Source organism: Streptomyces sp. NPDC017095 (genome assembly GCF_044332325.1).
In the GTDB taxonomy this organism is placed as follows: domain Bacteria; phylum Actinomycetota; class Actinomycetes; order Streptomycetales; family Streptomycetaceae; genus Streptomyces.
The window spans coordinates 677,365-698,642 of record NZ_JBIROU010000002.1; the positions used below are offsets into that span (position 1 = coordinate 677,365).

At 71.8% G+C, this 21,278-nt stretch carries 14 protein-coding genes; 4 read left to right on the top strand and 10 right to left on the bottom strand.

All coding sequences use genetic code 11. The annotated features are described in order from the left end of the window. Positions 1–88: 88 nt before the first annotated feature. Positions 89–5,035 (bottom strand): NAD-glutamate dehydrogenase, encoded by a 4,947-nt coding sequence (locus ACH4OA_RS06050; protein ID WP_397941293.1) that lies wholly within the window; start codon positions 5,033–5,035, stop codon positions 89–91. A 604-nt stretch (positions 5,036–5,639) separates the two neighbouring features. On the opposite strand from ACH4OA_RS06050, the gene ACH4OA_RS06055 reads away from it, so the two are divergent. After that, the gene (locus ACH4OA_RS06055) at positions 5,640–6,206 is read left to right on the top strand and encodes a DJ-1/PfpI family protein (protein WP_365883086.1); all 567 of its coding nucleotides are present in this window, start codon (positions 5,640–5,642) and stop codon (positions 6,204–6,206) included. Positions 6,207–6,315: 109 nt separating this feature from the next. Here the strand turns inward: ACH4OA_RS06055 and ACH4OA_RS06060 are convergent, their stop codons facing one another. Together ACH4OA_RS06060 and ACH4OA_RS06065 are read right to left on the bottom strand one after the other, a co-directional pair. Further along, complete coding sequence (locus tag ACH4OA_RS06060) at positions 6,316–6,984, bottom strand: HAD family hydrolase (RefSeq protein ID WP_397941295.1); 669 nt, start codon at positions 6,982–6,984, stop codon at positions 6,316–6,318. A gap of 47 nt (positions 6,985–7,031) precedes the next feature. Further along, on the bottom strand, positions 7,032–7,544 hold the full coding sequence (locus tag ACH4OA_RS06065) for a DUF6912 family protein (RefSeq protein ID WP_397941296.1): 513 nt from the start codon (positions 7,542–7,544) through the stop codon (positions 7,032–7,034). Positions 7,545–7,873: 329 nt separating this feature from the next. On the opposite strand from ACH4OA_RS06065, the gene ACH4OA_RS06070 reads away from it, so the two are divergent. Next, the gene (locus tag ACH4OA_RS06070) at positions 7,874–8,446 is read left to right on the top strand and encodes an Rv3235 family protein (RefSeq protein WP_397941298.1); all 573 of its coding nucleotides are present in this window, start codon (positions 7,874–7,876) and stop codon (positions 8,444–8,446) included. Positions 8,447–8,551: 105 nt separating this feature from the next. On the opposite strand, the gene secA is transcribed toward ACH4OA_RS06070, so the two are convergent. Continuing rightward, positions 8,552–11,365 (bottom strand): preprotein translocase subunit SecA, encoded by a 2,814-nt coding sequence (gene secA / locus ACH4OA_RS06075; protein WP_365941931.1) that lies wholly within the window; start codon positions 11,363–11,365, stop codon positions 8,552–8,554. Between the two features lie 252 nt (positions 11,366–11,617). On the opposite strand from secA, the gene ACH4OA_RS06080 reads away from it, so the two are divergent. Together ACH4OA_RS06080 and ACH4OA_RS06085 are read left to right on the top strand one after the other, a co-directional pair. After that, entirely contained in the window at positions 11,618–12,187 is a 570-nt protein-coding gene (locus ACH4OA_RS06080) for a GNAT family N-acetyltransferase (RefSeq protein ID WP_397941300.1), read from the top strand. Positions 12,188–12,265: 78 nt separating this feature from the next. Beyond that, positions 12,266–13,441, top strand: coding sequence for a DNA glycosylase AlkZ-like family protein (locus ACH4OA_RS06085; RefSeq protein WP_365881029.1), 1,176 nt, complete (start codon positions 12,266–12,268; stop codon positions 13,439–13,441). On the opposite strand, the gene ACH4OA_RS06090 is transcribed toward ACH4OA_RS06085, so the two are convergent. From ACH4OA_RS06090 to mtrA, 6 genes are all read right to left on the bottom strand, one after another. Next, the gene (locus tag ACH4OA_RS06090) at positions 13,438–14,184 is read right to left on the bottom strand and encodes a response regulator transcription factor (RefSeq protein ID WP_365881031.1); all 747 of its coding nucleotides are present in this window, start codon (positions 14,182–14,184) and stop codon (positions 13,438–13,440) included. The genes ACH4OA_RS06085 and ACH4OA_RS06090 overlap by 4 nt on opposite strands. A 204-nt stretch (positions 14,185–14,388) precedes the next feature. Next, positions 14,389–15,081 carry a ribosome hibernation-promoting factor, HPF/YfiA family gene (gene hpf, locus ACH4OA_RS06095; RefSeq protein ID WP_397967833.1) on the bottom strand — a complete coding sequence of 231 codons (693 nt, stop codon included), beginning with the start codon at positions 15,079–15,081 and terminating at the stop codon, positions 14,389–14,391. Between the two features lie 311 nt (positions 15,082–15,392). Then, complete coding sequence (locus ACH4OA_RS06100) at positions 15,393–16,433, bottom strand: ComF family protein (RefSeq protein ID WP_397967835.1); 1,041 nt, start codon at positions 16,431–16,433, stop codon at positions 15,393–15,395. 119 nt (positions 16,434–16,552) lie between these two features. After that, positions 16,553–18,385 (bottom strand): LpqB family beta-propeller domain-containing protein, encoded by a 1,833-nt coding sequence (locus ACH4OA_RS06105; protein ID WP_397967837.1) that lies wholly within the window; start codon positions 18,383–18,385, stop codon positions 16,553–16,555. Continuing rightward, positions 18,375–20,480, bottom strand: a complete 2,106-nt coding sequence (gene mtrB, locus ACH4OA_RS06110; protein WP_397967839.1) for an MtrAB system histidine kinase MtrB — start codon at positions 20,478–20,480, stop codon at positions 18,375–18,377. The genes ACH4OA_RS06105 and mtrB overlap by 11 nt, the downstream gene beginning before the upstream one ends. Before the next feature lies 1 nt (position 20,481). After that, positions 20,482–21,171: a two-component system response regulator MtrA gene (mtrA, locus tag ACH4OA_RS06115; RefSeq protein ID WP_187279108.1), complete on the bottom strand. Its 690-nt coding sequence runs from the start codon at positions 21,169–21,171 to the stop codon at positions 20,482–20,484. Positions 21,172–21,278: the final 107 nt, after the last annotated feature.

Consider the following 21,278-nt stretch of genomic DNA (forward strand, 5'->3'; position numbering starts at 1 on the left):
TGTGCATGGTCCACCGACCCTACCGCCCGGACACGGCGAAGGCGCCCCGGGCCACGGCGGGCCCGGGGCGCCTGTCACGCCGCAGCGGCTACGCGTGCGTGCGCAGCAGCGTCCGCATCGTGCGCATCGCCACCGACAGGTTGGCGAGGTCGAACGAGTCCGAGCTGCGGATCTCCTCCAGGGTGGTGCGGGCCCGGCTGAGGATCGGGGCGTTCTTCTCCTCCCACGCCGCGAACCGCTGCTCCGGCGTCGAGGTGCCGTCGCCCGCCGCGAGGACGTCCGCGGTGAGGGCCGCGTGCGCCGCGTACAGGTCCTCGCGGATCGAGGCGCGGGCCATGGACTGCCAGCGGTCGGCGCGGGGCAGCTCGATGATGCGGTCCATGAGCTGGGTGATGCCCAGCCGGTCGCCGAGGTCGTAGTAGACCTCGGCGACGTCCAGCGGCTCCTTGCCCGTGCGGTCGGCCACCGACACGATGTCGAGCGTCGGGAAGGCGGAGGAGAACCCGGCCACCCGCGCGGCCACCTCGTCCGGGACGCCGGCCGCGGACAGCTCGTCGTACACGTGCTGGTACCACTCCAGGTCCGCGCCGCGCAGCAGCTTCGGCAGTTCCTGCCAGACCCGCTCGACCCGGTCGGCGAAGAACTCCACCGTCTCGGCGAGCTGGAGCGGCTGCGGCCGGTTGTTCAGCAGCCAGCGCGTGCCGCGCTCGACCAGCCGGCGCGAGTGCAGCCGGATGCGGGTCTGGACGGCCGCGTCGACCTTGTTGTCCAGCGCCTCCACCGCGTCCCACACCGGGGCCGAGGAGAAGATCGCGCGGGCCGCGGTCTGGGCGCGGACGATCTCCTCCAGGGAGGCGCCGGTCTCCTCCCGCAGCCGGTGCAGATACGTCGTACCGCCCGTGTTGACCGTGTCGTTGACCAGCACCGTCGTGGTGATCTCGCGGCGCAGCGGGTGGTTGTCGATGGCGTCGGCGAACCGCTCGCGCAGCGGCGCCGGGAAGTAGGCGTGCAGCAGCCCGCGCAGGTACGGGTCGTCCGGCAGCGAGGTGTGCAGCAGCTCCTCGGCCACCGTGATCTTCGTGTACGCCAGCACGACGGCCGTCTCCGGGCTGGTCAGGCCCTGGCTCTGGGCGAGGCGCTCCCGGATCTGCCGGTCGGTCGGCAGGAACTCCAGCGCCCGGTCCAGGTGGCCCTCGCGCACCAGGTGGCGCAGGAAGCGCTGCTGGGCGTGGAGCATGTCCTTGGCCTGGAACAGGGCGTTGGCCAGGGCGGTGTTCTGCGCGTAGTTGTTGCGCAGGACCAGCGCGCCGACCTCGTCGGTCATCTCGGCGAGCAGCTTGTTGCGCTGCTTGACGGTCATGTCGCCGTCCGCGACCAGGCCGTTCAGCAGGATCTTGATGTTCACCTCGTGGTCGGAGGTGTCCACGCCGGCGCTGTTGTCGATCGCGTCGGTGTTGATCTTGCCGCCGAGCAGGGCGAACTCGATCCGGCCGAGCTGGGTCAGGCCCAGGTTGCCGCCCTCGCCGACGACCTTGGCCCGCAGGTCCCTGCCGTCGACGCGGATGGCGTCGTTGGCCTTGTCGCCGACGTCCGCGTTCGACTCCGTCGACGCCTTCACGTATGTGCCGATGCCGCCGTTCCACAGCAGGTCGACCGGCGCCTTGAGGATCGTCTTCATCAGGTCGGCGGGGGTCATCTTGGAGATCTTCTCCTCGATGCCCAGCGCCTGCCGGATGTGCGCGTTCAGCGTGATCGACTTGGCGCTGCGCGGGAAGATCCCGCCGCCCGCCGACAGCAGCCGGGTGTCGTAGTCGGCCCAGCTGGAGCGGGGCAGCTCGAACAGGCGGCGGCGCTCGGCGTAGGAGGTGGCCGCGTCCGGGGTGGGGTCGATGAAGATGTGCCGGTGGTCGAAGGCGGCGACCAGGCGGATGTGCTCGGACAGCAGCATGCCGTTGCCGAACACGTCACCGGACATGTCGCCGATGCCGACGACCGTGAAGTCCTCGCTCTGCGTGTCCACGCCCAGCTCGCGGAAGTGCCGCTTGACGGACTCCCAGGCGCCGCGGGCGGTGATGCCCATGCCCTTGTGGTCGTAGCCGGCCGAGCCGCCGGAGGCGAAGGCGTCGCCGAGCCAGAAACGGTAGGTGTCCGCGACGTCGTTGGCGATGTCCGAGAAGGTCGCGGTGCCCTTGTCGGCGGCGACCACCAGATAGGTGTCGTCGCCGTCGTGGCGCACCACGTCCTGCGGCGGTACGACCTCGCCGGCCACCATGTTGTCGGTGATGTCGAGCAGCGCGGAGATGAACGTGCGGTAGCTGGCGATGCCCTCGGCCAGCCACGCGTCGCGGTCCACGCCCGGGTCGGGCAGTTGCTTGGCGACGAAGCCGCCCTTGGCGCCGACCGGCACGATGACGGTGTTCTTCACCATCTGCGCCTTGACCAGGCCGAGGATCTCCGTGCGGAAGTCCTCGCGCCGGTCGGACCAGCGCAGACCGCCGCGCGCGACCTTGCCGAAGCGCAGGTGCACGCCCTCCACCCGCGGCGAGTACACCCAGATCTCGTACGCCGGGCGCGGCGCGGGCAGGTCCGGGATGGCCTGCGGGTCGAACTTCATGGAGACGTAGTCGTGCGGCTCGCCGCCGGGCGCCTCCTGGAAGAAGTTGGTGCGCAGGGTCGCCTTGATGACGGTGAGGAAGGAGCGCAGGATGCGGTCCTCGTCCAGGCTGGCGACCTGCTCCAGGGCCGCTTCCAGCTCCTCCAGCAGCGCGTCGGTGATCTCCACGCCGGCCTGCTGCCGCTCCGGCGACATCCGCGCCTCGAACAGGGAGACGAGCAGCCGGGTGGTGTGGACGTTGTTGCGGAGGGTGTCCTCCATGTAGTCCTGGGAGAAGGTCGAGCCGGCCTGCCGCAGGTACTTGGCGTAGGCGCGCAGCACCATCGCCTGCCGCCAGGTCAGCCCGGCGCTCAGCACCAGCGCGTTGAAGCCGTCGTTCTCGGCCTTGCCGGTCCAGGTCGCGGCGAAGGCGTCCTGGAACCGGGCGCGGCCGTCGTCGCCCAGGAAGTCGCCGTTGCCGCCGCCGAGCGTCTTCGGCATGCGCAGCCCGAAGTCGTAGATCCAGGCGGTGGTGCGGTCGGCGCAGCGCAGCTCGTACGGCCGCTCGTCGGTGACCTCGACGCCGAGCCGGCTCAGCACGGGCAGCACCTTGGACAGGGAGACCGTGCCGCCGTTCTGGTAGATCTTGAAGCGGCGCTCGTCGGGGGCGGCGCCCACCGGCTCGTACAGGCTCAGCGAGAAGTCCTTGTCCGCGCTGAGCTGCTCCAGGTGGACCAGGTCGGCGACGGCGGCCCGCGGGCTGTGGTCGGCCTTGTAGCCCTCGGGGAAGGCGTGGTTGTAGCGGCGCAGCACCTCGGCCGCGCGCTCCTCGCCGCACTCGGCGGTCAGCGCCTCGGCGAACGCGTCGGCCCAGGAGCGGGCCGCCTCGACCAGGCGGGTCTCGATGCGCTCCTTGTCGGAGTCCGACAGCTCGGGCAGCTCGGTGCCCTGCGGGACCCGGACGACGAAGTGCAGCCGGGACAGGATCGACTCGGTGTTCCAGGCGGTGAAGTCGACGCTGGTGCCGCCCAGCTCCTCCTTGAGGATGTCGATGATCCGCAGCCGGACGCCGGTGGTGTAACGGTCGCGCGGGAGGTAGACGAGCGCCGAGTAGTAGCGGCCGTACTCGTCCTGGCGCAGGTACAGCCGCAGCCGGCGGCGCTCCTGGAGGTAGAGGACGCTGGTGACGATGGCCTGGAGTTCCGCGACCGGCGTCTGGAACAGCTCGTCGCGCGGGTAGGTCTCCATGATCTGGAGCAGGTCGCGGCCGTCGTGGCTGTGCGCCGAGAAGCCGGCGCGGTCCAGCACCTCGGCGACCCTGCGGCGGATCACCGGGACCCGGCGCACGGACTCGGTGTACGCGGCGGAGGAGAACAGGCCGAGGAAACGGCGCTCGCCGACGACGTTGCCGTCCGCGTCGAACTTCTTGACGCCGATGTAGTCCAGGTACGACGGCCGGTGCACGGTGGCCCGGCTGTTGGCCTTGGTCAGCACGAGCAGCTTGTGCTCGCGGGCCTTGGCGCGGGCGTCGGCCGGGAGGCGTTCGAAGGAGGGGCTGACCGGGTGCTGGTCGTCCTCGGCGTGGTGCGGGTCCGAGCGCAGTATGCCGAGCCCGGTGCCGGGCACGGCGGCGAGCGTGTCGTCGTCGCGCAGCTGGTACTCGCGGTAGCCGAGGAAGGTGAAGTGGTCGGCGGACAGCCAGCGCAACAGCTCGCGGGCCTCCTCGACCTCGGGCCGGGGCAGGTCGGCGGGGACGGGCTCGTCCTCCATGCCGTCGGCGATCCGGATCGCCGCGTCCCGCATCTTCTCCCAGTCCTCCACGGCCTCGCGGACGTCGGACAGGACGCGCAGCAGGTCGGCGGAGATCTGCTTGAGGTCGGCGCGGTCGGTCTCCCGGTCGATCTCGACGTGGATCCAGGACTCGATGTGCGCGTCGTGCGGGAGGTCGCCGAGGGGCCCGGTGAACGGGGTCGGCAGCACCTCGATCAGCTTGCCGGTCAGGTCCCGCCGGACCACGACCTGCGGGTGGATGACGACGTGGATGCCACGGCCCTGCCGGGTCAGCTCATTGGTGACCGAGTCCACGAGGAAGGGCATGTCGTCGGTGACGACCTCCACCACGGTGTGCGTGCAGGTCCACCCGTTCTCCTCCACGGTCGGGGTGTGCACCCGGACGTTCGCGGTGCCCTGCGGGCGGTTCTCGGCGAGCCGGTAGTGCGAGACCGCGGCGCCGAAGACGTCGACCGGGTCGCGGTCGGCGAGGTCCTCCGGGGCGGTGTGCAGGTAGTAGCGCTGGAGGAACGCGAGCACGCTGTCCGGGGTGCCGGGGGTGCCCTCGCTCGTCGTCCCGGTCGGTAGATGCCCCCCGGCCGGGCTGTTCTCAGCTACCCGGGCGGCCCTCTCGAGCAGCTCGGCCTTGGCTTCGTCCAGCTTGGTCTGCATTGTCCTCTGACTCCTGTCGCGCGCCGTTGCGTGACGTAGAAGGAAGTTCTGTCTCGTCCCTCTCGACACAACGCCACGGCCCGGGGTGTCCGGTCTGTTCCGACGGTATGCCGCGAGATGAGATGAGCGGGGGGATTTCGGCCATTGTCGTGACGTCCGCCGGATGTGACGCTGCTCTCGGCACCGCCGCGGCCCGGACCGTCCTCGGCGCCCCGGGGGCATCGGCGCCCCCGTCCCGCCCGCGAAGACCAGCGACCGCCGCCCGGCCACGGAGGTGCTCCGTGCAACCCGGGCGCAGGGCGGGGGCAGGATCGCACCCGCGAGCTATCGCGCTGATCACGCCACAAGGCTATCGCTCCGCACCCGGACTCCGTCATGAGCCGTATGTGTACAAAACCGAGTGGTGAAGTTTGACGTTCTGCACAGCGGCAGGGTGCGGCCGGGTGACGTATCCGGCCGCGGTCTTTCCGGATACGCGGGCGCCGGGGTGCGGATCTGCGGCACCCTGGGAGGGCAACGGGTCCTCCCGGCGAGCGCGCCCGGCGGGGGCACGGTGCCGGAAGCCGCCCCGCCGAGCCCGGGGTCCGCCCCGAAGGAGCCGACCATGCCCACGAAGATCCTCATCGTCACCGGTGACGCGGCGGAGTCCCTGGAGGTGCTCTACCCCTACCAGCGGCTGCGCGAGGAAGGCTACGACGTCCAGATCGCGGCCCCCACCCGCAAGACGCTCCGTTTCGTCGTCCACGACTTCGAGCCCGGCTACGACACCTACACCGAGAAGCCCGGCTACACCTGGCCCGCCGACCTGTCCTTCGCCGAGGTGGACCCCGGCGCGTACGCGGCCCTCGTCATCCCCGGCGGCCGGGCCCCCGAGTACCTGCGCAACGACCCCGAACTGCGCAAGATCCTCAAGGCGTTCTTCGACGCGGACAAGCCCGTCGCCCAGATCTGCCACGGCCCGCTGCTCACCGCCGCGATCGACTCGCTGCGGGGCCGCCGGGTCACGGCCTACCCGGCGCTCGAACCGGACATGCAGGCCGCCGGAGCGGGCTTCCAGGACGCCGAGACGGTCGTCGACGGCACCCTGGTCTCCGCCCGCGCCTGGCCGGACCACCCGGCCTGGATGCGGGAGTTCCTGAAGATCCTGCGCACGACCGCCCCGGCGGACTGAGCACGGCGCGGGGCCGCCGGGAGCCGCCCGGAGGGACCGGCAGCCGCCGGGAGCCGCCTGAAGCGACCCCGAGCCCCGCAGTGACCGGGAGCCGGAAGCGGACCGGCCGCTACGCCGCTATGCCGCGCGCCAGTGCCACGGCCTCCTCCAGTGTGTCCACCACCGGTACGCCCACGCCCTCCAGGCTGGCGCGGCTGTGCGACCCTCCGCTGTACAGCACGGCCCGCGCCCCCACGTACCGCGCCGCGACCGCGTCGTCCGCCGCGTCCCCGATCACCACGGTCCGCTCCGGCCGCGCCGCCCCGGTCAGCGCCTGGAGGTGCCGCACCATGTGCTCGGCCTTGCTGCCGCCGGACGGCCCGGTACGCCCGTCGACCCGCAGGAAGTGCGGCTCGATCCCGAGGTTCTGGACCAGCGGCACCAGTTCCTCGTGCCCGTACATGCTCAGCAGCGACTGGCTGTGCCCGTCCGACCGCCACCCGGAGAGCAGTTCCTCCGCTCCCTCGGTGAGCCGGCAGCGCACCCGGTGCTCGGCGTAGTGCCGGTGGAAGACGCCGTCCATCAGCTCCCACTCGGCGTCGGTCGGCAGCCGGCCGAGCAGTCGCTCGTAGAACTTCGGCACCGGCACGCAGTACAGCGAGCGGTACTGCTCCAGTGTGATCGGCGCGAGTCCCAGCTCGGCGAAGGCCGCGTTGGTCGCCCCGATGATCGCGTCGTTGTCGTGGAACAGCGTGCCGTTCCAGTCCCAGACGATGTGCGCGCTTGTCTGCATCCCCATGTCCAAGACCGTACCCGCCGCCACCGACACCGCGACCGCGCCCCGGATCAGCCCCGGGCGACCAGGTTCGGGATCTCCTGCGTGGCGTACCACAGCAGCTCGTGGTCGTCGGCGCCGTCCACGACGAACTGCGCGTCGTCGTCCCCGCCGTCCGCCGCGGCGAGCGCCCGGGCCGCCGCGGCCACGTCCGGCCCGGCGTCCTCGGCGTCGACGTGCACGGCGGCCGCCTTCGCCAGCGGCACCGACGTCCGCACGGTGACCTCGCCGAGCGCGGCCGGGTCGAGTCCGCGGTCCGGGTCGGCGCTCGCGGCGCCGTCGGGCACGTCCACCGCGACCACGACCCGGCGCCGTGCCGCGTCCGGGTCCGCCGCCAGCAGCCGCAGCGAGGCGAGCGCGGCCCGGCTGAGCGCCGCGTACTCCAGTTCCTCGATGTCCTCGGAGAGGTACCACTCGCGGAGGGCGGGCGTGACGGCGTACGCGACGAAGGGGCCGGCCCCCAGCTCACCCGTCCTGTGCGCCTCGGCGAGAGCGGGGAGGGTCAGGGGGACGTAGACGCGCATACTGGCCGCTCTTTCCTGGTCAAAGGCTCCGCTCGGACCCCGGGGAGAGCGGCGGGGCGCGTCTCCCGGAGGGCCTTCAGGATACGTGCGCCCGTCCCCTTTCGGGCCCCTGCCCGCACCCGCCGGGCCGGCAACCCCGGTCCCCCGGTTCACCCGGTCCCGCCGCCCGCCCACGGGGCCCGCGCACCGCCGGGTCACTCTGATAGGTGAATTCTCCCGCTCCGCCCCGCCCGCGGTGTCCTCCTTGCCGGTCCGCCCCGCACCCCGTACAAGATCCCCACCAGCAAGTTACCGCCCGGTATCACCGGGCCCGGCGAACGGGGACTCCCGTGAACAAGGTCATGAGCCGCACCGCCCGGTCCCGCCCGCGGCACCGCCCGCCGACCCGCCGTGACTCCCGCCGCCCCGGCGGCGCGCCTCCCCGCACGCCCAGCAGGCCTGCGGCCGTCCGCACCGGCCGTCCCCCCGCGGCGCAGGAGACGGCCCCGGCGGCTGTCTCGGGGACGGCTCTGGGGACGGCCCCGGGGACAGCTCTGGGGACGGCCCCGAGTCAGCCCCGTCCGACCGACCTGTTCGCCGACCGGCTGCTCGCCGTGCTGAGCGGCCGGCGGCCCGTCCACTGGATGCTCCGGCACACGGCGGGCCGCGCCTACGACGACCTGGCCCGCCTGGCCGAGCGCAGCCCCCTGCGCTCGGCCGGCGCCCGTCCGGTCGTCCGCGACATCGGCTACTACGTGGCGAGCGAAGGCACTCTGGAGGTCTTCGCCCGGATCGCCGCCGGCGACCGGCTGCGGGCCATCGCCTTCCGCCTGGAGCGCGGTGCCGACCTCCGCTGGCGCTGTACGGCGGTGGAGACGGGCCCGCGCGGCGAGGCGGACGCGGCCGCCGCCGTACCGGGGTAGCCGCGCGCCCACGCGGAAGGGCCGGGCTCCCCGGAGGGAAACCCGGCCCTTGCCGACGGCCGAGGCGCCGCGGGCGACGGCAAGGGCCGCGCCTGCCGCCCGCGCCTACTTCTTGCGGCGCCGTCCGCCCTTGGCCTGCCGCCGCCGCTCGGCGCGGGTCAGGCCGTCCGACTCGGAGCGCACCGGCTCGTCGTCCTCCAGGTCACGCTCGACGATGCCGCCCTCGCCGTCCACCGTCGGCGCGGAGAAGTGCAGTTCCCGGCGCTGCGGGACGTCCAGTCCCTTCGCGCGGATCTCGGGACGCCCGCCCGCCTGCGCCGGCACCGTGTCCTGCGCGCCCTCGCCGGCCGGCTGGGCCTCCGCCTCGACCGGGACCTCCTCGACCTGCTGCTCGACCTGGACCTCCAGGTTGAACAGATAGCCGACGGACTCCTCCTTGATGCCGTCCATCATCGCGGTGAACATGTCGAAGCCCTCGCGCTGGTACTCGACCAGCGGGTCCTTCTGCGCCATCGCGCGCAGGCCGATGCCCTCCTGGAGATAGTCCATCTCGTAGAGGTGCTCGCGCCACTTGCGGTCCAGGACCGACAGCACGACCCGGCGCTCCAGCTCGCGCATGATCTCCGAGCCGAGCTGCGCCTCGCGGGCCGCGTACTGCTCGTTGATGTCTTCCTTGATGGACTCGATGATGAACTCGGCGGTCAGACCGGCCCGGTCGCCGGCCGCCTCCTCCAGCTCCTCGATGGTGACCTTCACCGGGTAGAGCTGCTTGAACGCGCCCCACAGCCGGTCCAGGTCCCAGTCCTCGGGGAAGCCCTCGGAGGTCTCCGCGTGGACGTACGCCTCGATCGTGTCGTCCATGAAGTGCTGGATCTGCTCCTGCAGGTCTTCGCCCTCCAGGACGCGGCGGCGCTCGCCGTAGATGACCTCGCGCTGCCGGTTGAGCACCTCGTCGTACTTCAGGACGTTCTTGCGGGTCTCGAAGTTCTGCGTCTCGACCTGCGACTGCGCGGACGCGATCGCGCGGGTGACCATCTTGTTCTCGATCGGCACGTCGTCCGGCACGTTCGCCATCGACATCACGCGCTCGACCATCTGCGCCTTGAACAGACGCATCAGGTCGTCGCCGAGGGAGAGGTAGAACCGGGACTCGCCCGGGTCGCCCTGACGGCCGGAACGGCCGCGCAGCTGGTTGTCGATACGGCGCGACTCGTGCCGCTCGGTGCCCAGGACGTACAGCCCGCCGAGCGCCTCGACCTCGTCCTTCTCCGCCTTGACGGCCTCGGCGGCCTTCTCCAGGGCGGCGGGCAGCGCGGCGGCCCACTCCTCGATGTGCTCCTCGGGGTCGAGGCCGCGCTGGCGCAGCTCCGCCTCGGCGAGGTCCTCGGGGTTGCCGCCCAGCTTGATGTCCGTACCACGGCCGGCCATGTTGGTGGCCACCGTCACCGCGCCCTTGCGGCCCGCCTGCGCAACGATCTGCGCCTCGCGCTCGTGGTGCTTGGCGTTCAGCACCTCGTGCTGGATGCCGCGCTTGCTGAGCTGCTGCGAGAGGTACTCCGACTTCTCCACGGAGGTGGTGCCGACCAGGATCGGCTGGCCCTTCTCGTGCTTCTCGGCGATGTCGTCCACGACCGCCTCGAACTTGGCCACCTCGGTGCGGTAGATCAGGTCCGACTGGTCCTTGCGGACCATCGGCTTGTTGGTCGGGATCGGCACCACGCCCAGCTTGTAGATCTGGTGGAACTCGGCGGCCTCGGTCATCGCCGTACCGGTCATGCCGGAGAGCTTCTTGTAGAGGCGGAAGAAGTTCTGCAGGGTGATCGTGGCGAGCGTCTGGTTCTCGTCCTTGATGTCCACCCCTTCCTTCGCCTCGATCGCCTGGTGCATGCCCTCGTTGTAGCGGCGGCCGGCGAGGATACGGCCGGTGTGCTCGTCGACGATCATGACCTCGCCGTCGATGACGACGTAGTCCTTGTCGCGCTTGAACAGCTCCTTGGCCTTGATGGCGTTGTTCAGGTAACCCACGAGCGGGGTGTTCACCGACTCGTAGAGGTTGTCGATGCCCAGCCAGTCCTCGACCTTGCTGACGCCGGACTCGTGGATGGCGACCGTGCGCTTCTTCTCGTCGACGTCGTAGTCACCGGTCTCCTCGAGACCCTTCAGCGGGTTGCCCGCCTCGCCGCGCTTGAGGCGGGTGACCAGCTTGGCGAAGTCGCCGTACCACTTGGTGGCCTGGTCGGCCGGACCGGAGATGATCAGCGGCGTACGGGCCTCGTCGATGAGGATGGAGTCGACCTCGTCCACGATGGCGAAGTTGTGGCCGCGCTGCACCAGCTCGTCCTTCGCCCACGCCATGTTGTCGCGCAGGTAGTCGAAGCCGAACTCGTTGTTCGTGCCGTAGGTGATGTCGCACGCGTACTGCTCGCGGCGCTGGGCCGGGGTCATGTTGGCGAGGATGCAGCCGACGCTCAGGCCCAGGAACCGGTGGACGCGGCCCATCATCTCGGAGTCGCGCTCGGCCAGGTAGTCGTTGACCGTGATGAGGTGGACGCCGTCGCCCGACAGGGCGTTCAGGTACGCCGGCAGGGTGCCGACGAGGGTCTTGCCCTCACCGGTCTTCATCTCGGCCACATAGCCGAGGTGGAGGGCGGCACCGCCCATCATCTGCACGTCGTAGTGGCGCTGGCCGAGGACGCGCTTGGCGGCCTCGCGCACCGTGGCGAAGGCCTCGGGGAGCAGGTCGTCCAGGCTCTCACCGTCGGCGTACCGCTGCTTGTACTCGTCGGTGAGGGCCCGCAGCTCGGCGTCGGAGAGGTCGACGAAGTCCTCTTCGATGGAGTTGACCTGGTCCGCGATGCGGTGCAGCTTGCGCAGGATCTTGCCTTCGCCTGCACGCATGATCTTCGAGAGGACGGACACGGGGGCTGGTCTCCTTGCCGGTCGGGCCTGGGACGGTCGGTTTTCCTTCTGACGTACTGAGCAACGGCCATCGTATGCGAGGACCCGGCCACGCCGGGAGGCCTGGCGGCCCGGCGGCTGCTCATCGAGGACAACGGGCGGGGCGTCTGGATGGTGCCGCCCCGCGGCGAGGAATTGCGCTGATTGTGATCACCTGCTCACGCATCGCGGAAACCCGTGGCCCCGGACGGCCGGCCCGAGCAGAATCGGGCGATGGAACACGTCACGCTCACCACGGACCGTCTCCTGCTGCGTCCGGTCGTCCCCGGCGACGCCGACGCCGTGTACGCGGCCGTACAGGACCCGGACATCCAGCGCTGGACGACGGTCCCCTCGCCCTACCTGCCCGAGCACGCGATCAGTTTCACGGAACAGACCGCCCCGGACGGCTGGGCGCAGGGGGCGGTGTTCACCTTCGGCGTGTTCCTCGCCGACGGTCCGCTGACCGGCATGCTCGCCCTGACGATGCGCTCGCTGGGCACCGCCGAGATCGGCTTCTGGGCGGCCAAGGAGCACCGCGGCCGCGGCTATGTCGTGGAGGCCACGCTCACCGCCTGCCGCTGGATCTTCACCGCGATCGGCGTCGACCGCGTCGAATGGCGGGCCGAGGTCGGCAACCACGCCTCCCGCGCGGTGGCCGAACGCGCCGGCTTCACCGTCGAGGGCACCCTGCGCTCCGGCATCAACAACAAAGGGGTGCGCCGCGACTGCTGGGTGGGTTCCCTGCTCCCCTCGGACCTCGGTCTGCCGTCCACGGCCCCGTACCTGCCGGCGCGCGCCTGAGCCCGCTCTGCGCGCGCGGTCCGCGGGGGACCCGGCGCCCCTCGCCGCCTGTCAGTGGCACCCTCTATCGTCCGAAGCATGACGACCCTTCCGCGTCCCACCCTCACGCTCACCGCGGACGAAGCCCGCCGGATCGTCCTGCGGGCCCAGGGACTGCTCGGCGCGCCCGACCGGCGCGCGGGCGTCCGCGGTGTGCTGCGCCGGCTCGGCGCGGTCCAGCTCGACACGATCTCGGTGCTGGCCCGCTCCCATGAACTCGTGCCGTACGCCAGGCTGGGCGCGGTCGGCCGCAAGGCGGTCGACACCGCGTACTGGACGGGCACGCACGCGTTCGAGTACTGGTCGCACGCGGCCTGCGTCCTGCCCATCGAGGAGTGGCCGTACTTCGCCTTCCGCCGCCGCGCCTACCGCGACCGCCCGCACTGGAGCCACGAACTGCCCGACGGCACCTATGAGCAGGTCGTCAAGCAGCTCCGCGCGGAGGGCCCGCTGACCGCCACGGACCTGGGCGGCGCGAAGAAGACGAACGACTGGTGGGACTGGTCGGGCACGAAGGTCGCCGTGGAACGCGCGCTGATGTACGGCGAGGTGGTGTGCGTGGAGCGGCGCGGCTGGAAGCGGGTGTACGACCTCGCCGAACGCGCGATCCCGGAGGCGCTGCTGCACCAGGAGCCGGACGACACCGAGTGCCTGCGCCGTCTGGTCCGGCTGGCGGGCGAGGCGCTCGGCGTCGGCACCCGCGCGGACATCGCCGACTACCACCGGCTCAAGGGCGAGCAGGTCGACGCGGTGATCGCGGACTCGGGTCTGGTGCCGGTCGCGGTCGAGGGCTGGGGCCGGCCGGCCTGGGCCGATCCGGCGGCCCTGGCGGCACCGCCGCGCGGCCGGCACCGCACCACGCTGCTGTCCCCTTTCGACTCCCTGATCTGGGAGCGGGCGCGCACGGAGCGGATCTTCGGCTTCACCCACCGGCTGGAGGCGTACGTCCCCAAGCCCAAGCGGGTGCACGGGTACTTCGCGATGCCGGTGCTCGCCGGCGGCCGGCTGGTCGGGCGGGTCGACCCGGCGCGCGAGGGCCGCACGCTGGTGGCCAAGCAGGTCACGCTGGCCGGGCCGAAGGCGGTCCCGGCCGTCGCGCAGGCCCTGGCCGAGGCGGCGACATGGGTGGACTGCACGGACGTCCGCGTCGAGCGCGCCGACAGCCCGGAACTGCGCGAGCCCCTCACCAGGGAACTCGCCGGCCTTCTCGGCTAGCGGATCTCCAGGATCTTCTCCCGCATCGCGTAGACCACGGCCTCCATGCGGGAGTGCAGTTGCAGCTTCTCCAGGATGTTGCGGACGTGGTTCTTCACGGTGTTCTCGGAGATGAACAACTCCTTGGCGATATCGCGGTTGTTCATGCCCGTGGCGACGAGTTTGAGGACCTCCAGCTCCCGGTCGGTGAGCCGGGGCGCGGGCACCAGCCGGCGCTCGTCGGTGCGCTGGATCATCGACTTGAACTCGGTGAGGAGTTTGGACGCCATCGACGGGCTGATCTGCGACTGTCCGTCGGCCACCGCGCGGATGGCGGTGGCCACCTCGTCGGTCGAGATCTCCTTGAGGAGGTATCCGGTAGCGCCCGCCTTGATCGCGTCGTAGAGGTCGGCCTCCTCGTCGCTGATCGTCAGCATGATGATCTTCGCGCTGGGGGCGACCTCCTTGATGGAGGTGCAGGCCTCGATCCCGCCGCGCTTGGGCATGCGGACGTCCATCAGCACGATGTCGGGCAGCAGGTCGGCGGCCTTGTCGACGGCCTCGGCTCCGTCGCCCGCCTCGCCGACGACCTGGATGTCCTCCTCGGCCGCCAGCACGATCTCCAGGCCGCGCCGGAAGAGGGCGTGGTCGTCCACGACCAGGACTCTGATCGGCTCCTTGCGAGACGATTCCGCGGCCGGGCCGCGGCCGGCGGTGTCGTCGCCGGCGCCTCCGTCCCGCATCGGTCCGAAGGTGTCCGCCATCGTTCCTCCCCCTGAAGGCTGTGGCCTGTGGTCCTGTGCCATCGCCAACCCAAGGCAACGGCCCACCGGTTGGGCCGGTGCGGCCATGATTCCATGCCTGGCCGGCCCCGGGGTGCCATGTGGGACGCGAAGTGGTCGCACACTGGTGCCCCTGGGGGCGCACACGCGCTCCAGGGGCACCGGCTCGGCTTCGGCCGGGCGGGGTCAGCCGCCCAGCGTGCCGCCCGCCGCGGAGGTCTCCGCCTCGGCGACCATCGGATCCGTGCTGAGGTGGATCACGCCGTAGTCGTAGGCGTGCCGGCGGTAGACGACGCTCGGTTCCTTCGTCTCGGAGTCGACGAACAAGTAGAAGTCGTGACCGACCAGTTCCATCTCGTACAGGGCCTGGTCGAGGCTCATCGGGGAGGCGACGTGGGTCTTCTCGCGGACGACGAGGGGGCCTTCGCCCTTGACCTCCAGCGGGCCGATCCTCTTGGTCGGCACCCCGTCCGTCTCCTCGTCGTGGACGGGGAGGCCGTCGCCGTTCAGGGTCACCGCGTCCGGGACGTGGTCGGGGACCTCCGCCGCCGAGATCCGGCGCGCGCCTCGGCGGGAGAACCGCTTGTCGTGCTGCTTGCGCAGCCGCGCGTCCAGCTTCTCCGCCGCCAGGTCGAGTGCGGCGTACGGGTCGCTGGCCGCCGCCTCCGCCCGGATCACCGGACCGCGGGAGCGGAGCGTGATCTCCACTCGGTCACAGCGGTCGGCCTGTCGGGGGTTGGGCTCCTTGGACACCTCGACGTCGAGGCTGATCACCTTGGCATCGAGCCTCTGGATCTTCTCCAGCTTCAGCTTCTCGGCCACGTGCTTGCGGAACCGCTCGGGCACCTCGGTCTTGCGGCCCTTGACGACGATGTCCACGCAGAACTCCGTTCCCGGATCGCTCCACCGCGCCGGCGGAGCGTCTCCCTTTCGCACCAGGTCCGGTGAGCACCGGACCTCGGACTCGGTGACTTCCACCTCCTCCTCCCCCGTGGGCGAGATCTCCACCCCACCGACACGGGTGATAGTGAAAACCCGCAGCGCGGCATTCGGATATGCGAGGTGTGGCCTGCGCCTTTCCTCACAACCGAACATATCTCGCCCGGACGGATGTCGTCACCCTCTACCGCCCCGCACCTCCGTTCAGGTGAATTGAGGCTCTCACTACCTGCAACGATGCACGTCGATGGTCAGTTCCTGGTTATTTCCAGAGAATCGGCGGGGGCGGCGATCACGACGGCCCGCGGCATCCACCCGGGGGCGTTCGGCAGCGTCTTTCTTGATGCACCGTGCACCGACTCTCTCCTCTCCGGCCGTACACCGATCTGTCGTTCCTCCCTACCTTCCCGGGTTATGGCCCGATACACAGCCGTTTCGTCATCGCCCCGGGACATCGCGGTCCGCCGGCCCTCCCGCAGGGCCCGCGCCGCCTCCGCGAGACTGGCGCCCGTCGTCATGAGGTCGTCGACGAGCACGAGGCCGCCCTCGCCGAGCAGCCGCCCGGCGCCCGGGGTGACCTCCAGTGCGCCGGCGAGGTTGGCCAGGCGCCGCCGCGCGTCCAGTCCGGTCTGGTCGGCGACGGCCCGCCGCTGGCGCAGCACGGCCGCCACCCGGGCCGGCGTCCCGGCGCGCCGCAGTTCCCGGGCCGCCGCGAGCGCCATCCGCCGCACCGGATCGTGCCCCCGCGCCCGCACGGCCCACCGGGCGGAGGGCACGGGCACCAGCAGCACGGGCCGCCGCCAGGCCCGCCCCGCCGCCCCGGCACCACCCGAGTCACCCAGCTGTCCCAGGTCCTCTGAGTCACCGCCGCCGTTTCCGAGATGCGGGCCGTCACGCCCCGCACCGCGAGCCGCGCCGGGGCCCGCGCCTGCGCGGCCCTCGCCTGCGCGGCCCTCGCCGCACCGGCCCCCGCCACCTTCGGCCGCGCCCTCACCGGCCTCACCGAGGCTCGCCCGCACCGCCCGGGCCAGCACCGCGCCCAGCGGTCCCGCCAGGGCCAGGGCGCCCCGCTCCTTGTGCGCGAGCAGGAGCGAGCGCACCTCCGTCGCGTACGGCGCCACCGCGTGCACCACCGGCAGCCCGGCCGGCTCCGGCACCGGCCGCGCGCGCCGCGGCACACACCCGTGCAGCATGGCCCGGCACCGCGGGCACAGGGCCGTACGCGGTGCGCCGCAGCCCGCGCAGTCGGCCGGCAGCACCAGGTCGGTGAGGTCCTGCCACCACCCCCGCATGACCACCACTGTGCCCACTCGGCGGCCGGCCCGCCACCCCTGTGGACAACCGCCTGTGGACAACGCGGACCAGCGGGCGGGACGCGTGGTCAGCCGGGTAGACCGGGGCCGTTCCGTGGTCAGCCGGGGTAGACCGGGGCCGTTCCGTCCTTGTCGACCTTCTGCCACTGCGCCCCGGCCGGCAGCCGTACGATCCCGTCCTCGGAGCAGGCCACCAGCGGCACCCGCTCGTCCTCGGCCGCGGCGATCGCCTTGACGCTGGTCAGCGCGCCCGGTGCCGGGCCGTCGAGCGTGGACCCGTCGGCCTGCACGTACCGCATCTGCTGCACGCCGCCCTGCTCCTGACCGACCACCAGCAGCCTGCTGTCCCCGGCCCAGGAGATGGCGCTGACCTGCTCCAGGTCCGGTGTCGCCGGCCGCAGCCCGTCCACCGAGACGCCCTGCCCGGTTGCCTCGTCGCGCTGGATGCGACCGATGAACAGGGACTGCTTGCCGTCCTTCGCCACGACCAGCGCGATCCGTGCGCCGTCGGCGGCCACCCGCGCGTCCTGGATCTGCCCGTGCAGGTCCGGGACGGCGACCCGCTCCGCCTTGTCGCCGCCCTGTTCCCGCACGAACAGCCGCGAGTCGCGCGGATCCCGGTCGGCCACCCACAGATCGCCGCGGGCGTCCCAGCTCGGGGTGGTCAGCCGTTCGTCCGGGCTCGCCCCGTCGCTGGTCACCAGCGGCTCGCCGAGCGAACCGCCCGACGCCAGCGAGGCCACGTACAGCGATCCGCCCGCGTCACCGACCCCGGCCGCGGTGTGCTCGTCCCGCGACACCGCCACCGACTGCAGCGGATTGTCGCCCTCGCCCAGCGGGCCCGGCACCGGAACGGAGCCCGTGCCGGTGCTCACGGTCGGCATCCGGACCACCCGGTGCCTGCCGTCGATGAAGTAGACGTACTCGGGGCGCTTGGACGACCCGTGCCAGGCGGTGCTCTCGGCGCGCTCCGCGGACAGCTCGCACAGCCGGTGGTCGCCGGTCCCGCGCAGTTCCACCGACTTCAGGGTCGGCGCCAGGTTCCGCACGGTGAACAGCACCTGTGCCGCCATCTCGGTGCACTTGCCCGCCGCGACGTGGGACGGCTTGAGGTTCAGCGGCACGGTCAGCTTGTTCTCGTCGTCCGGTGTCAGCCCGGACGCGCTCCCGCGCAGCGCCGTACCGGTCGGGAAGCTGGACCTGACCACCGGCCCGAGCCAGGTGGTGGGCCCGTTCAGCAGCGACCGGACCAGCTGGGTCGTCGGGTCCACCTTGCTGCGCACGAACACCGGGTCGGCGACCGCCACCGGCTGTCCGCTCTCCCCGACCGCCGTATTGGAGGCGAAGTAGTACTTGTCGACGGACGTGTAGTTCCGCTGGAAGTCCGACTTGCCCATGACGACGCCGTCGGGCAGCCCGTCGATGCGCCACTGCCCGTTCCCGTGATTCTTCGTCAGGTGCAGCTTCTTGCGGTAGGAGCCCTGGGCGGGCTGGTACGCCTGCTGTGTGTCGACCGTGGCGACCCGGCTGCCGGTCAGCACACAGGTGACGCTGTTGGTCTCCTCCCGGCCGCCCGGACTGCAGTCGGTCTCGATGCTCGGCCCGTTCGCCAGGACCATGGTCGAGCGTTCCGGCCGCCAGGTGCGCGCCGCGTCGTTCGTCAGGTACTTGCGCGCCGTGTCGTACTCCGGGTCGTCACTGGTCAGCGCCTCCAGGAAGCCCTGCATGATCTCGCCCGGGCCGGCGCCGTCGGCCGGCGGCATGGCGAACACCCGCACCCCGGTGTCCTGCCGCGGCGTGGACTCCACATCCCGCAGGTCCCCGCTGTCGGGCATCGAGGCGCACCCGGCCAGCAGGACGGTGCCCAAGGCGGCGTACGCCACCGCGCGCCCCGGCCGCCGCCGTGCGCCCCCCTCGCGGTCAGCGGCCACGAAAAGCCTCCCCTGGCTCGGTCGAGTCCTGCGGCGTGGCCGCGTCCGGCCGGCCCGCGCCGTGGCCGGGCGCCGGGCGTGCGGCCGGCCCGTCCCCGGGACGCCGGGCGCCTCCGGTGGGCCGGGGCACCACGCGCGCGCCGTTGCCGTTGCCGGGCAACGCGGTCGGGTCGGTGGCCGGGGTGCCGGTGGCCAGCCGCGGCGCGGCCGACGTCCGGGGCGGCAGCGCGGGCGCCTGCGGGCCGCCCTGCTGCACCGGAACGGTGGCCCGCTTCTCCTCGTCCCGGCGCGGCGCACCGGCGTCGTCCAGGCCGCGGTTGCGGCGCGAGTCCTTGGGCTCCAGCGGTATCGGCGAGCCCCGCAGCGGCTCGTCCGCGGTCCTCGGCAGCGTCAACCGGAACTGGGAGCCGCCGCCCGGCTCGCCCCAGGCCTGCAGCCAGCCGCCGTGCAGCCGCGCGTCCTCCAGGGCGATCGACAGGCCGAGGCCGGTACCGCCCGTGGTCCGCGCGCGGGCCGGATCGGCCCGCCAGAAGCGGCTGAACACCCGGGTCGCCTCCCCGGGCTTCAGGCCCACGCCGTAGTCCCGTACGGCGACGGCCACCGCCCCGCCCGCGGCGGCCAGCTTGACCACGACGTCCCTGCCCTCGCCGTGCTCGACCGCGTTGACGACGAGGTTGCGCAGGACGCGCTCCACGCGCCGGGCGTCCGCCTCGGCGACGACGGGCTGCTGGTCGCCGGCCACCCGGATGCGCGTGCCCTTGCGCTCGGCGAGCGGCTCGGCGCCGCTCACCACCCGCCGCACGACCTCCCGGAGGTCTATCGGCTCTGCCTCCAGGGCCGCGGCACCGGCGTCGAAACGGCTGATCTCCAGCAGGTCCGCGAGCAGCGACTCGAACCGGTCCAGCTGGTCGGCGAGCAGCTCGGCCGACCGCGCGGTCACCGGGTCGAAGTCCTCGCGTGCCTCGTGGATGACGTCGGCGGCCATCCGGACCGTGGTCAGCGGGGTGCGCAACTCGTGCGAGACGTCGGAGACGAACCGCCGCTGCATCCGCGACAGGTCCTCCAGCTGCTGGATCTTGACCTGGAGGTTCTGCGCCATCTTGTTGAAGGCCTCGCCCAGGCGCGCGATGTCGTCCTCGCCGGTGACCTTCATCCGCTCCTGCAGCCGCCCGGCGGACAGCCGCTCCGCGATCCCGGCCGCCATCCGCACCGGCGTGACGACCTGCCGCACCACCAGCCAGGCGATGGCGCCGAGCAGCACGACGACGAACAGTCCCGCCGTGGCCAGGGTGCCCTTGACCAGGCTCAGGGACTTCTCCTCCTGCGTGAGCGGGAAGAGGTAGTACAGCTCGTACGGGCGGCCGTTGGGGTCGCTGACCTGCTTGCCGATGGCCAGCCCCGGCTGCGACTCCTTGCCGCCGAAGTACACGATCCGCGTGTTGCTCTGCACGGCCGTCGTACCGCTGTTCACCCGCTCGCGCAGACCGGCGGGGACGCTGGAGGCCGGGTTGACGTTCCCGGAACCGCGCGGGCTGCGTCCGCCGCCGCTGTCGTCGCCGACGGGGAGCGTGACCACGTCGAAGGCGCCCGCGCCGCCGCTGGACAGCGACTCCACGAGATCGCTCATCCACTGGATGACGTTCTGCGACTGCCGTCCGTCCGCGGTCGCCGTGCCGTCACCGGTGCCGCCGGCGGCGTCCGCGGCGCTCACCGCCTCGGCCGCCTTCTGCCTGGCCACCGCGAACCCGCCCGTGGCCTGGCTCTGCGACGCCTTCACCTTCGCGTCGAGCAGGCCGTTGCGCACCTGCCCGATCACGACGAAACCGAGCAGCAGGACGACACCCAGCGACATCACCAGGGTCGTCGCGACGACCCGGAGCTGGATGTTGCGCCGCCACAGCCGCATCACGGGCAGCAGCGGACGGCGCACCCAGCGCAGCAGCAGCCGCAGGACCGGACTGCCCTGGACACCGCCCCGCTGCAGTCCGCCCTCGATCAGGCTCCTCACCCGCGCACCCGTCGCCGTCCGGCCGACAGGCCGCCCCGGACGGGTCCCGGGTCCGCCGGGAGCCGAAGCGGCGCTGTCCCCGGACATGTCAGCTCGGCCCGGCCTTGTAACCGACACCACGGACGGTCACCACGATCTCCGGCCGCTCCGGGTCCTTCTCGACCTTGGAGCGCAGCCGCTGGACGTGCACGTTGACGAGCCGGGTGTCGGCCGCGTGCCGGTAGCCCCACACCTGCTCCAGCAGCACCTCACGGGTGAACACCTGCCACGGCTTGCGCGCGAGCGCGACCAGCAGGTCGAACTCCAGCGGCGTCAGCGCGATCGACTGCCCGTCCCGCTTCACCGAGTGCCCGGCGACGTCGATGACCAGGTCACCTATGGTGAGCTGCTCCGGCGCCGGCTCCTCGGACCTGCGCAGCCGCGCCCGGATTCGGGCGACCAGCTCCTTGGGCTTGAACGGCTTCACGATGTAGTCGTCGGCGCCCGACTCCAGGCCCACGACGACGTCGACGGTGTCGCTCTTGGCCGTGAGCATCACGATCGGCACCCCGGACTCCGCCCGGATCAGCCGGCACACCTCGATGCCGTCCCGTCCGGGCAGCATCAGGTCGAGCAGCACCAGATCGGGCTTGCTCTCACGGAAAGCGGCCAGCGCCTTGTCGCCGTCGGCTACGAAAGACGGCTCAAAACCTTCACCACGCAACACGATGCCGAGCATCTCGGCCAGTGCGGTGTCGTCGTCGACGACAAGGACTCGTCCCTTCATAAACGACATCATCCCATTCTCGTAACAGTGACAGAGGCGCTGGTGAGCGAGGTCACTGGCCCGTGACGATAGTCGTAGGGGACCGTCACTGTCTGCCCCTGCCCGTCGGCATCGATGTC